The following is a 13001-nucleotide window of genomic DNA, read 5'->3' as shown; positions in this document are numbered from 1 at the left end:
CACCGCCTGATTATGCCGACAACCGGAGCCCGCCCACCGCCGCTGACCTGGACCGTCCGAGCATCATCGGCATAACCACGACCACGGCATAACAGACCACGATGCACACGTCCTCGACACCGCGGTTCTTGATCTCGGTGAGCACGCCCAGCCAGAACTTCGCGCCCTCGCCGCCATCGCCGGCCCAGATCCCGAGGATGTCGCGCTCCCCGGCCGTGGTGACGCCGACGGCGACGTAGAACGGCTTGTTGCGCACCTGCCCGTCCCGGACCTTCACCACGATCGCGTCGATGAACACCACCGGGTAGACCCGGTCCAGTGGACGGTTCTGCCACTCGGTCATCTCCTCGATCACCTTGTCCGTGATCTTCGAGATCGTGTCCTTGCTGACGCTCGCGCCATAGACGTCGTCGAAGTGCGCCGCAACCTCACCAGTCGTCAGCCCGCGCGCGGTCAGCGACAGGACAATCTCGTCGATCCCGTCCAACCGCCGCTGCCGCTTGCGCACGATCTTCGGCTGGAACGACCCGTCACGATCTCTCGGCACGTCGATCTCGACGGCACCGACCTCGGTGAGCACGGTCTTGGACCGGGTCCCGTTGCGCGCGTTCTCGCCGTTCGATGACGCGTGCTTCTCATAGCCGAGATGCTCGGTCATCTCCGCCTCGAGCGCGGTCTTCGTCAGCCCGCCCAGCAGGCCTCCCGGCCCCACGAGGCTGACGCCCTGCTCCTTCGCCTGCGCAAGCAGCTGCTCGGCGATCTGTTGCTGATCGATGATCTCTCCCGTCACAGGATCGATCATCTCGATGGTCTGGCTCACAGCCCTTCCTTTCGGTCAGGCCAGTCCCAGATCCACCGTTTTGCTGACAGTCCCCGACCTGAGGAATTCCGATGAGCAACTCTGGGGAATTTCGATGAGCGCCATCACGATCGCGACTGGGACGAGGCGCATCTGATCAACGCTGCCCGGGACGTGTGGGATGAGGACCGTTGTCAGGGGTACCGGCTCATCTCCGACGAACTCGTCGACGACGGCTGGCAGGTGTCTGAGCGTCGCGTGTGGCGGGTGTGCTCGCAGGAGGGCATGTTCTCGGCCGCGCACCGCCGCAAGGGCTCTCGGAAGCATCGCCGGCCGGGTCCTGCCGTGCACGACGACCATGTCAGACGTGACTTCACCGCCGACCGGCCCAACGAGTTGTGGCTCACCGACATCACCGAACACCGAACCGGTGAGGGCAAGGTGTACTTGTGCGCGGTCAAGGACGTGTTCAGCAACCGGATCGTGGGCTACTCGATCAGCGACCGGATGAAGGCCCGACTGGCCGTTGACGCGCTCACCGACGCGTTCCACCGGCGCGGTAAGCCAGCCGGGGTGACGGTGCATTCCGATAGAGGCAGTCAATTTCGAAGCCGTAGATTCCGGCGTACCCTTCGACACTTCGGGCTGCGCGGATCGATGGGCAGAGTCGGCGCGTGCGCGGACAACGCGGCCATGGAGAACTGGTTCAGTCTGCTGCAGAAGAACGTCCTCAACCAGCAGCAGTGGACCACCCGTGACGAGCTTCGCCTCGCGATCGTGTACTGGATCGAGGCACGCTACCACCGATGCCGCCGTCAACGAAGACTCGGGAAGTTGACGCCCATCGAGTTCGAGACCATCATGAAAGACCCCGCCTGCCTGGCGGGATAAGGAAACGAGTCAACCAAAAGCTCAGCATTCCCGTGATTGGTCTATTTCTGATCGGATTGCTCGTAGCGATCACGCCATGCGTCCCGATCGCGACGCAACTTCTCGGCTTCGAGCTGCCATCGATCCCGATCAACTCGGATGCTCTCGAACTTGGCCCGCCACTTGTCACGATCCTCGTCGAGGCTTTGCGCCTGCACACGCCATCGGTCGCGATCCTCGGCGCTGTGCTCCGCCTTGTCTTGCCATCGGTTCCGGACCTCACGAAGACGCACGGCCTCATCTCGCCATCTGTCGCGATCCTCGGCGCTGTGCTCCGCCTTGTCTTGCCATCGGTTCCGGTCCTCACGAAGACGCACGGCCTCATCTCGCCATCTGTCGCGATGCCCCTGAAGATCTTCAATACGGGAACGCAGCGTGTCTATCGTGGCCCGGTCGGCGGGTGCCCCAGCGAGTTCGTACTCTTTGGCCAGCGATTGAAGCGCCTCGGCTTCTGCGACCCGGATCGCCAACAGCCGGGATGTGGACTCCGTCGCCGTCGCGCGGTCGGACTGCCCCAGGGCCGCGTCGATCGCACGCTCCAGGTTTTCTGAAGCCTGCAGCGCGAGAGCGCCGTTGTCTCCACTGTCCCGAACGCCGAGCGCGTACTCGACAGCATCCGCGAGCGTCGTCGCAGTGACACCGAATGGGAATGCCGGGTCCCAGGTTTCGGCGTACTGGTCGACTTTCCACGACCTGATGCTCACACGTGGAACGCCATAGGCGGCCGCGACGATCCTGCCGTGAAGGCTCCCACCGATCCACAGCGAAGACCTTGCGATCTCATCTACGCGGTCCCATGCACCCTGCGTTTCGGAGACCTGGACTGCCCATCCCGTAGCAGTAGAGATCGCGTCACGCGCCTCGTGGGCTGTGTCCACGCGGTCGTGTCCTGGGGCGCTGCCCGCAATGAAAAGACGTATCGGCAGCTGCGCGAGGGCTGCCGACGACGTGACGGCATCGACCCATGCATCCATGCCGTGCTCCGCCACCGCGAACTCAGGCAATTGCAGAAGCGCATACGGTGCGGGTGCCGAATCGACGCTTCGAATGAGCGGCAACGTGTGTGCGAGGTCTGGTGCGAGACGATGACCGATGCCGAGACCGTCCAGCGCATCGTGCGACCCGCGGTCACGCACGGAAATGAACGTGGCTTCTCGGATCGTCGCCTCCAAGATGTGTCGCCGCGCTCCTCTCGCCTTGAGCACTCCGCCCAGCCCGACGGAGTTCAGGATCAGCGCGGCATGATGATCCCCGTGCGAGCTCAAGCGAGGGATGTAAGGCGAGTCGTAGTGCGTTCCTCCAGCGGCCTCGACGAGTGCTGCGCGTTGATCTGGCAACGACAGGCTCAGCAATTGTTCGTATGCCTCATCGCCGAAGTCTGTCCGGTACGCGTACTCCAACGTCGCGGACGCGACTTCACCCCCGACCGTCCAAATCGCATCGAAGTCCCCCTCGGCGAGCGCGGGTCCGGCTGCGCCGATGACGTGGCCAGAGGCACCGGTCATGTCTGCCGGGAACGGCGCCGTGAAGGTCAGTTCGAGGCGATCCCCCGCGTGGATCCGCATGAGCTCCAAATAGAGCAGGTCTCCGAAATTGTCCCGCTCATAGGCACCAACAGCCACCACGCGGGGCCGCGAACGGGGAGAGAAGCTCGGAACCATATCATGCCTCAGGGTTGCACAAGGAGACGTGGAGCGAGCTGCATCGCCCGGTCGAGCAATACCTCGGCACGCCTGTAGAAGGAATGCTCCTCCCGGACGATCGCGGAGATCTCGCGCATGGCCTCATCGTCCGGGATCCAACTGCGGTCTGTCAGTGCGTCGGCAACCTCGGCGGCATCGTGAACGGCCCTCACCGCTCCACCGAAAAGATCAAGACCGTCGACGTCGTCCGACACGACCGGGACACCAGCCGCAACCGCATCGAATGTGCGGTTGTTTATGAAGCCCCACTCTCGCATGGACTCCATGTGATCGTTGAGCACGATGTTCGCGGCACGATAGTGTGCTGGCGCGTCCGCGAACGGCAAGAAGTTGCCCCTTACGAGGTCGGCCGGAGCCACTTCATCCCATCGTCCTCCCCACAGTGCCACGTCGATTCCCGAAGCGAGTGCGGCGTTCACGATCGGACGACCGCCTTCGGCGATGCGAGGCCCCCCGACGAAGAGAACATCGTCTCTTTGGGGCGCTGCAGGAATGTCAAGGTGGAAGCGCTCGGGGGCTGTCGCCTGAAGCAGCACCTCTACCGGTCGTCCGCTCTGCTCGCTCATCCACGCCGCCCATCTGGGGGACGCGGCGAAAACCGCGTCGTACCCGCGAACTTCTTCGACAGTGACGCGTTCGGCGCGACTGATGACCCAGAGAATGTTGACTCGTCCTGCCTGCGGCGCGACAGGCTCAGCGCCACGGATGGTCAGCAAAACATCGTCGAGGTACGCGCTGGATTGATTCTGCGCCCCGTGACGCGTGATGACGACCTCCTGGCCGAGGCTGGTGAGAGCCTCGGCGAGATCATCCGCGTAGGGCACATCGCCCCACCTGTCCTGCGACCCTTTCGCACCGATCTTGATCGACCAGCGGTACGACGGCAGCTCGCCCTTGCCCTCGACAACCACGTTGCGTGCGGGACGAGCGAGAATCGGACGAGGGAATAATGACGAACGCATGTGGGTCCAGGTGAACCCCAACTCACGGTAGTGGTGGCCCTGTGGTGCGGGCAGCCGTCCGCCCCAGCGCTCGCGAAAAATGTGTTGGTTGACTGTTTCTCTGTCGAAACGGCCAGGAGACTTGCTCTCCTCGTGTACGACGTGGGAGCGATGTTCGACCTCAAAGGTGGCACCGAACTCTGCGCCTGCGCGAAGGCAGAGATCGACGTCCTCCAGGCCGTTCGCATAGATCGGGTCGAAACCGCGCACGCGCGCGAAATCACGCGCGCTGATCAGCATCGCGCCCGCCGTTACGGCGCTGAACCCCTTGCCGCTGTGACGCGCCGCGTCCTGCGGCGGGTGCTCCGCCAGGAAATGAGTGGCAAGGCCGTTCGAGGCGTTGAAGATTGTTCCCGCGGTCTGAATGTTGCCATTCGGGTACAGCAGTAGTGGCTGCACCGCGAATGCTTCACTCGACCGAAGCCGGTCGACAAGAGGTTCGAGCCAGCCATCCTTCACGGCGGTGTCATTGTTCAAGAACATGACGAACTCACCGGTCGAGTGCGCAAAACCGACATTTGATCCCGTCGCAAAATTGAGATTACGCGGAAGACGGAGATAGCGCACTCGTGGGTTGAGTGCGAACCGGGCCGAAAGCACGCGGCCCACGGCGGGTCGCGAACCGTTGTCGACGATGACGACCTCCACATCGGCGCCGTCGGTGCTTTCGAGCACACGATCCACGGCTCGAAGCGTGCGGGCGTGGTCTTCGTAGGCGATGGTGACGACGCTGACGCGACCTGGCACTCGCTGAGACAGCTCGCGATCCGCCGCTTCCCAGTCCATCGTCTGCTTCGCCATGACAACGAAGACCCAGTTCGCCGACTCGCTACTGGTGATCCGATCCGGACGGGAGTCATCGAGGTAATCACATCCCACGAAAGGCAGATAGCGCATCGAGCCGAGCCCAGAGAGCCGGAGGATCAAGTCGTAGTCGACCCAGCGCTTGATCGACTCATCGAATTGCCCGACCTCCTCGATCGCAGCGGAGCGTACGATAAGGACGTTCATGTCAATGGAATTGCCGAAACGAAGGTCCATCGGACTGACGTCGCCGCCGCGGAACACATCCGGCTTGTCCGCGCGGTGGATTCGCATCCCGGAGAAGACTGCGACGGGTTCGGGGTCCCCGACGAGCACGCCCAGGCTCAGCGCCAGAAAGTCGGGTCGCCACGTATTGTCAGCGTCGAGGAAGGCGACGTACTCACCGCGGGCCGCGTCGAGCGCAGCGTTGCGTACAGCCGAAACCCCTTGATGCGCTCGTTCGAGAAGACGGACACGAGGGTCGGCCTGCGCGTAGCCGCGCACAACCTCCCGCGTGCCATCGGTTGAGCCGTCGTCGGCGACGATCAGTTCCCAGGTTGCGTAGTGCTGCTCGAGCACCGATTCGATCGCGGCGGCGACAGTCTCTTCCCTGTTCCATGTCGGCATGACCACCGAGACGAGCGGACCCTCCGCGGGCCGCTGCGCACCCTCACGGAACGCCGACTCCGTCTCCGTGTCCCATCGACGTGCCACGCGAACCTCGCGACCACGTTGCGCCGCAAAATCTATCGCCTGCGTGATGGCCTGCTGCCGCGCCTCACCGAATGTGGGTACCGGGCCGAGGTAGTTGGATGGCACAGGGAGCGAATCACTAGGCACGAGGGCGAGCAGATGATCGATCGCCACGTCGCCACTGCCCGCGTCGAAGGCTCGAGGGTCGAACAGCGGCCCCCACGGTCGAGTGGCTGCGTCTTCCGATCGCAGGTATTCCAGGAGTGCGCCGACATCATGACTCCGCAGTTGCTCTCGCACCGTGGGAGGCAGAAACTCCACCTCGATCAACGGGTGCGGGTTGAGGAGGGCGAGACAGCCGAATCGGACGTAGTGGAGAGCCGCTTCTCGTTCGTTCAGGCCGTCTTTGGCTGCGGCACTGCTGTAGTACTCCGCATCGAATAGCCCTGATCCCAGCAAGAGATCGATGCGTTCGCTCTCCAGCGCGCGGTCGCCCTGCGCCTCGCGCGAACGGATATCGCGCAACTGCTGACGATGACGTTCCGAGGTGGCGCGACTCGCCTGGAGGCGCGACCGGAGCTCGCGCGCTTCGTTCCGAAAGCGCGCCGCGTTGGCCGCCTGCTCTCGAAGATCGGCTTCGAGCTTGCCGCGCGTGCGCGTCAAACGTCGCAAATGACGAAGCGGTGTGTTCCAGGAACGATCGCGGGGGCTACTCTCGTGGGGCACCACATGAGTCTAGCCAGGGTGCACCGGCCCGATTGTCTCGGCAGCACGGCCCGTAGGCACACCTCCGGATGGTCACGCGCCCCTCTACTTGACCGTCGCGGTCGACTTCGTCGCCCCCTTGATCGCAGAGCCGGCCGCAAACCACTGGTACGTGAACGCGGTGCCCGTCGTCCATGCGCCCGGCTTCGCGGTCAGCTTCTTGCCGACCTTCACGGTGCCCGAGATCGTCGGAGTCTTCACCGTGGCGACCTTCGCGGTCGCCTTGCTCGCCTTGGCGGCCGTCGTGTGCCCGGACTTCTTGCCGGTCGCCTTCACGGTCAGCGTCTTGCCGGTATCAGTCGCCTTCAGCGTGTGGACGAGGCCGTGGCCCTGCTGATCGCCTTCCCGCCCGCGTACCACTGGTAGGCGAGCGTGGTGCCCTTCGTCGAGCTGCCCGCCGCGGCTTTCACCGTCTTCCCGACAGCCCACCGAACCCGACATCGTCGGCGTCACGGCCGCGCGCGTCCCCGCCGCCACCGCGACGGTCTGCGGCGACGTGAACGCCACCGACGACGTCGTCCAGGGCATCTTGGAGTTCTGACCGGTGACCCGGACGCTGATGCGCGCGCCGCGATCGGCCGCCGTCAGCGCGTACGTCGGGGCCGTCGCTCCGGCGATCGCCGCGCCGTTGCGCATCCACTGGCGCGAGTACGCATCGTTCCACGGACCCGCGAAACCTGTCGTGACCGTGAGCGTCTTGCCGACGGAGGCCGTCTCGGACACCTTCGGAGCGTCCTGCGTCCCCGCGGCGGGCCCTGTCACGACCGCGAACGCGGTGTCGCCGTGGTTCTCGCCGGGGAAGTACTCGTATCCTTCCGGCGAATCGCACACCTCGAGCGCCAGTCCGGCCCCCGCGATCACACCCTTCAGAACGTGCACGCCGATCTTGCAGGAGAACAACGCGCCGGGAGCGAGTCAGGCGGGCCCGTTGCCGCTGACGAAGCCGGTCCACGCCCATCCGGGCGGCCACCCTGCACTCGCCGAGGCGCAGTCGACGCCCGTGTCGAATCTCTCGAAGCAGACGTTCTCGGAGCCGCCGACACCACCCGACGTGGTCGCCATGGAGCACGTTGCCGGGTCGGCGGTCCACAGTCCGATGGACGCTCCAGGCCCCTCGTACTCGGTCAGACTTGAGAGATCCAGCGTCGAGGCGCCGGAATTCGTCACCGTCACGGTGAGGAGGACGTCTTTGCCGGCGACCGCGGTCGCCGCCGAATTGGTCACCGTCACGGTGAGCACGGCACCGGTGGGCGCAGCGGATGCCGGGGCGGTGCCCGTCAGCAGCGCGACCGCGAGCGTCAGCGCCCCTAGAGCGTTAGCGAGACGCGGCTCCAGCCGGATGCCGTGCCGGCGAAGGCTGACCGACCAAGGCGTGTGTGACCTGAACGCTGCATTCGCACGAATACCCCCAGCATGTCCCCGCGCGCTCTCCCCAGAGCAATCCGAACGCGGACTCACGCCGATGATAGGGAATGCGTCGGTCGTCCGGCCACCGGACGAGGGAGAACATCTTCCCCACCGCCCGACGACCCTCCCGGCGCCGCCGCCCGGAGCGGCGGCCGGGCCGACCAGCGATAGGTTATGGGGATGACGACCGGCGCACGCTCCCCCGCGGAGCCCCGCCGGATACGCCGCCCCACCCGCACATTCGTCTCCCTCACGGGGCCTGCAGGGAACATCGGCGACGCGCTCATCCGGCGTGGTGGGCTCGAGTGGGCGATCGGCACCTCGGACGAACTCGTCGCGTACACGGGGGCTGGCCCCGACGTCTGGTTGCGACAGCTCGGCGTTCCAACTGGTACGCGCGTGCTCCGGTCGAAGCGCAGCGTCGCGCGGTGGCTGTGGCTGCTGGCGACCTCGCCGGGACGGCCGGTCCTCGTCTTCGAGGCCGGGGAGGTTCCGCTCGACCGCGGCAACGTCCTGCGTGAGACCGTCTTCCTCGCCGAGACGATCATCGTGCGACTCAAGCGCGGCGTCGTCGTGCGGCCGCCGCGCGGCATCCGTGCACCCACGAACCTCGCCCTCTGGCTGCACGCCCGCGCGGCGCGCCTGTCGCAGTTCGCGCTCTGGCGCGAGTCCGGCAGCGCCGCTCTCGCCGGCGGCGAGCGCGTGGTGCCCGACATCGGGTTCGGCGCGGGACTCAGACCGGGTCTTCCCGACGGCGAGCGCGACGAGCTCGTCGTCAGCCTCCGCGGGACACGCCCCCTTCCCGGCGCGACGTGGGTCGCGGCGGTGCGCGACACCGCGGCATCCGCCGGCCTGCGCATCCGCACCGTCGTGCAAGTGCGCGAGGACGAGCAACGCGCCCGCGAACTCGCCGACGCCCTCGGCGGCGTCTTCGACCCGTGGGGCGACACCGACCCGATCGTGCAGGAGCAGACCCTGCGCGACCGCTATGACCGCGCACGCCTCGTCATCAGCGACCGCATGCACGTGCTCGTGCTCGCCGCGCTCAGCGGCGCGGTGCCCGTGGAACTCGTTCCGCATCCGACCGGCAAGATCACCGCCGCCTTCGCCAGCATCGGGCTGCACGACCTCTCGCGCGACTACGCGACGACCGACGCGCCCGCCATGCAGCGGTTCCTAAAGGCGCAGATCGAGCGCTCGGAAGAGGTGCGACTGCGGGTGTCGGATGCCGCGGCGCAGCTCGCCTACATCGAGAGCGAAGTTCGCGAGACCATCCGGGCAGCGCGGGCATGAGCGACCGCATCCTCTTCCTCTCGCACACCCACGCCTTCGGACCGTTCCGCGTCGGCAGCCACCACTACGCACGCACGCTCGCTCGCTCCGGCGCCGACGTCGTGCACCTCTCCACACCGATCTCGCTCGCGCACCGACTCACGGGCCGCGTCTCCCGCACGGAATCCGCCGCACTGCCGAAGGGCCCGTACCGCGACGCCGACGGCGTCGCGCATCTCGTCCCGCGCACGACGCTCCCCCGCCCGTACGGCCCGTTCCGAGTCGCACGCGAACTGGGCCGGTGGGGCCTCGCGACGACCTTCGACGCCGTGCTGATCGATCAGCCGCTGCTGTGGGACGCGTCGGTGCGCCCCCTGGCTCCGCGCCTCGTCTACCGCCCGACCGACCTCTACCCCGACGGCGTCAAAGCCGGCCTGCAGCAGCGCATCATCGCCGCATCCGACGGGATCATCGCTACCTCCGCCGAAGTGCTGCGCGCGCTCGGCGAGGTGAGTGCGCCGGCGCTGATGCTGCCGAACGGCGTGGATGCCGCCCGCTTCGGCGACTCAGGGTTCGCCGCACGACCCGATCGGGCCGTGTACGTCGGCGCGCTCGACGGCCGCTTCGACTGGGCGCGCGTCATCGCGTGGGCGCGAACGCACCCGCACGTGACCTTCGCGATCGCAGGCCCCTCAGCTTCGCCACCCGCTTCGCTGCCGAGCAACGTCGAGGTGCTCGGGCCGGTCGCGTATGACGCTCTCCCCACCCTGCTGCACGGCGCGCGCGTCGGGCTTCTGCCGCTCTCGGACGACCCGCTCAACGCCGGCCGCAGCCCCATGAAGCTCTACGAGTACCTCGCAGCGGGTCTTGCGGTCGTCGCCCGGTCGACGCCCGTGCTCGGTGCCGATGAGGCGACGGGCGTCTTCACCTACACGGGGCCTGCGGATGCGGATGCGGCGCTGGAGAGGACGCTCGCCCACTCGTCACCCAATGTCGCGGGGGTCGCGCGAGCGGCGGAGGAGTCGTGGGAGGCGAAGACGGCCGCGCTGGTGGGGTTCGTCGAGGGGCTGCGCGGGCGCTGAGGGACGCCCTGATCTCGATGCGCCCGCTCGTCCCTCGCAGGCAATCCACCACCGGCGGGCAAGAGACGCGCGTGGCACGTGGTCAGGAGAGCGCGGTCTCCAGGGTGACGGAGACGCGCGCTGCGACGGCGGACCAGTCCTGGGCCCCGACGGGCGGTGCGACGCGGCGGTGGGCGTCGGCGGCGCGGGCCAGCGCGACAGCCCATTCATCCGCGTCGTGCGCGGAGTCCATCGCCCAGCCTCGGTCCCCCACGATCTCGCCGACGGCGGCGCAGCCGCGCCAGAACACCACCGGCACGCCGCACGCGATCGACTCGAGCGCCGGCAGGCCGAAGCCCTCGATCGTCGACGGCATCACGGTCGCCGCCGCACCCCGATACAGCGTCGCAAGCTGCTCGTCATCGACGCCGTGCAGCCAGGTCACGCGACCGGCGACACCGCGCCGCGCCGCCCGCGCCTCGGCATCCGTCACCTCGCCTTCGGGCACGACGGCGCGCAGCATGACGTCCGGCGTCAGGGCGAGTGCTTGCAGAACGACCGCGAGGTTCTTGTGCGCGCGAAGATTGCCCACGTACAGCACATACGGATCGGATGCTTCGGCAGCGACTCCGTTCACGCGGAACGCCGCGGAGCATCCGTTGCCCGCGTTGACGACGCGCACCGCGTCGTCGCGCACCCACTCGCGGATTGCGGTCGCCGACGTCTCGGACACGGTCAGCACGACACCGGCCTTCCGGATCGTGTGGCGCACAGGCCCGGCGTAGTACGCGAGGAACTTCGCGCGCCCCGGCCACGGCACCTGCAGCTGGATGAGGTCGTGCACCGTGAGGATCTGCCGCGGCGCGCGAACGAGAGCGCCGTACCCTGGCGAGTAGACGAGCGCGTCACGATCGAGACCCGGCAACGCACGGAAGGCATCGAGCGGCGAATGCGGGCTGCCGTCGAGGCCCAGGCGCCGCCCCTGCGGGCGCAGACGCGACACCACCTCGGCTGCATAGCGCCCGATGCCGTGCGCACCGCGATAGCGATCGTCGACGTACAGTTCGCTCATGCCCGCGCGCCCGTGTTCGCGGCGACCCACTCGCTGATGCGCTGGGCGAACACGTCAGTGGAGAACGCCGCGGCGCGGGTGCGCGCGGCATCTCCCGCCGTCGCGGTCGCGATGTCGACCGCCTCACGCAGTGCTGCCGGCGACCACTCGTCGACGAGCGCCCCCGTCTCCCCGTGCACGACCGTCTCCGCCGTGCCGCCGAGCGCGCCGGCCACCACCGGGGCGCCCGCGGCCATCGCCTCGACCGGCACGATGCCGAAATCCTCCACCGCTGGAAAGATCAGCGCGAGCGCGCGGCGTAGCAGCGCACGGTACAGCTCACCGCTCGGCGCGATCACGAAGTGCACGCGGCCCGGATGCCGCGTCGCCGCCAGGGCCCGCAGGCGCTCTTCCTCCGGCCCCGCACCGGCGAGCACGACCGGCAGTCCGGTGGCCGCACCCGCCTCGATGACGAGTTCGAGACGCTTGTACGGGATGAAGCGCGAGAACCCCAGCAGGAATTCGGTCGGAAGCGCCGCGAGCACATTCTCGTCCGCATCGCTCGGCCGAGGGTCGACGCCGAATGCCGCGACATCGACCGGGGGGTGGATGACTGTGCTCTCGCGTTGCCACGCGTCGGCGACCCGATCGGCGACGAAACGGCTGTTCACGGCGATCGCCGCAGCCTCTTGCGCGCGGGCGCGATCGAGTGGCTTGAGCATCGCCGCGACCGCGCGCGCGGGGGCGCTCTCACCTCGCGCATCGAGCTCGGGCGACCAGATGTAGCGTGCCGGCGTGTGCGCGTACACGAGCTTGGGCACGTTGCGGGCCGGCCCGCCGAACCGCGCATGGTGCGCGAACAGGTGACTGCTCGCGAGCACCCAGTCGGCCTCTTGCGCAGGCAGCTGCCGCCACGCGAGCGGCATGAGCGGCAGCGCCGCCACCTTCCGTCCCCGTAGGGGGGTCTGTGCGAGCCAGCTCTCGCCGTCGATGGTGAAACGACCCTCGCTGGCATCCCACAGACAGTAGGTCGCCGCGTCGGGGAAGACACGGGTGAGCACCTCGAACACGTTCTCGGAACCACCCGTCGGCGCCAGCCATTCGTGCACGAGGATGCCGCTCACCGCACGCCCCGGGGTTCTCGATCGACGCGGCGGCACTCCGTGGGCATGGAGTCGATTCTACGGAGCAGAGATCATCGAGACGCGCCCGGGCGCGACTGCGCATCGCTCACGCGTCGTCGCCGCACGTCGCGCGCACCCGCGACCACCATCCAGCCGGCGTAAGCGAGAAGAGCCGCGGCGATCACGGGGACGAGCCACTCTCGCGCGCCCGAAAGCGCCTGATTCACCCAGCCGAGTCCGGGAACGGCGAACCAGACAGTGCCCTTCACCTGGACGGGCAGCACCTCCTCGGCATCGGCGCTTGACCCCTGATCTTGGGCACGCTGATTCCAGCACGTTGCTGGGGAAGCGAGAATTCAAGGGATGGCTAGGAAGAACTACACGGACGAGT

Annotated in this window: 8 protein-coding genes and 2 pseudogenes; 3 read left to right on the top strand and 7 right to left on the bottom strand. The window is 67.3% G+C overall.

Annotated elements, in window-relative coordinates; all coding sequences use genetic code 11:
- Positions 1-91: 91 nt before the first annotated feature.
- Positions 92-802, bottom strand: a pseudogene (locus LOK55_RS13515) (IS256 family transposase); the annotation flags it as partial.
- Positions 803-931: 129 nt separating this feature from the next.
- Here LOK55_RS13515 and LOK55_RS13510 point away from each other — a divergent pair.
- Positions 932-1690: pseudogene (locus LOK55_RS13510) on the top strand (IS3 family transposase); the annotation flags it as partial.
- Positions 1691-1731: 41 nt separating this feature from the next.
- Here LOK55_RS13510 and LOK55_RS13505 read toward each other — a convergent pair.
- From LOK55_RS13505 to LOK55_RS13490, 4 genes are all read right to left on the bottom strand, one after another.
- A complete protein-coding gene (locus tag LOK55_RS13505) occupies positions 1732-3390 on the bottom strand; it encodes a polysaccharide pyruvyl transferase family protein (RefSeq protein WP_229935782.1) in 1659 nt (552 codons plus the stop codon).
- An 8-nt stretch (positions 3391-3398) separates the two neighbouring features.
- Positions 3399-6656: a glycosyltransferase gene (locus LOK55_RS13500; RefSeq protein WP_229935781.1), complete on the bottom strand. Its 3258-nt coding sequence runs from the start codon at positions 6654-6656 to the stop codon at positions 3399-3401.
- Between the two features lie 84 nt (positions 6657-6740).
- A complete protein-coding gene (locus LOK55_RS13495; RefSeq protein WP_229935780.1) occupies positions 6741-7574 on the bottom strand; it encodes a hypothetical protein in 834 nt (277 codons plus the stop codon).
- Positions 7575-7610: 36 nt separating this feature from the next.
- Positions 7611-7925, bottom strand: a complete 315-nt coding sequence (locus tag LOK55_RS13490) for a hypothetical protein (RefSeq protein WP_229935779.1) — start codon at positions 7923-7925, stop codon at positions 7611-7613.
- Positions 7926-8282: 357 nt separating this feature from the next.
- Between LOK55_RS13490 and LOK55_RS13485 the strand changes: the two genes are divergently transcribed.
- Both LOK55_RS13485 and LOK55_RS13480 read left to right on the top strand, forming a co-directional pair.
- A complete protein-coding gene (locus LOK55_RS13485) occupies positions 8283-9395 on the top strand; it encodes a hypothetical protein (protein ID WP_229935778.1) in 1113 nt (370 codons plus the stop codon).
- Positions 9392-10456 (top strand): glycosyltransferase, encoded by a 1065-nt coding sequence (locus LOK55_RS13480; RefSeq protein WP_229935777.1) that lies wholly within the window; start codon positions 9392-9394, stop codon positions 10454-10456. Before LOK55_RS13485 ends, LOK55_RS13480 begins: the two co-directional genes overlap by 4 nt.
- Before the next feature lie 82 nt (positions 10457-10538).
- On the opposite strand, the gene LOK55_RS13475 is transcribed toward LOK55_RS13480, so the two are convergent.
- The gene (locus LOK55_RS13475) at positions 10539-11507 is read right to left on the bottom strand and encodes a glycosyltransferase family 1 protein (RefSeq protein ID WP_229935776.1); all 969 of its coding nucleotides are present in this window, start codon (positions 11505-11507) and stop codon (positions 10539-10541) included.
- Entirely contained in the window at positions 11504-12610 is a 1107-nt protein-coding gene (locus LOK55_RS13470) for a glycosyltransferase (protein ID WP_229935775.1), read from the bottom strand. The genes LOK55_RS13475 and LOK55_RS13470 overlap by 4 nt, the downstream gene beginning before the upstream one ends.
- Between the last annotated feature and the right edge of the window lie 391 nt (positions 12611-13001).

This window comes from Microbacterium sp. F2E (assembly GCF_020905435.1).
GTDB lineage: Bacteria > Actinomycetota > Actinomycetes > Actinomycetales > Microbacteriaceae > Microbacterium > Microbacterium lacticum.
Note: the sequence above shows the minus strand (reverse complement) of the source record. Positions and strands in the feature narration are given on the sequence as shown.

What these genes read in the sequence shown, in the direction of transcription:
- LOK55_RS13505 (WP_229935782.1), bottom strand. Translation starts at nt 3,390, where the DNA reads ATGGTTCCGAGCTTCTCTCCCCGTTCGCGGCCCCGCGTGGTGGCTGTT.
- LOK55_RS13485 (WP_229935778.1), top strand. Translation starts at nt 8,283, where the DNA reads ATGACGACCGGCGCACGCTCCCCCGCGGAGCCCCGCCGGATACGCCGC.
- LOK55_RS13480 (WP_229935777.1), top strand. Translation starts at nt 9,392, where the DNA reads ATGAGCGACCGCATCCTCTTCCTCTCGCACACCCACGCCTTCGGACCG.
- LOK55_RS13475 (WP_229935776.1), bottom strand. Translation starts at nt 11,507, where the DNA reads ATGAGCGAACTGTACGTCGACGATCGCTATCGCGGTGCGCACGGCATC.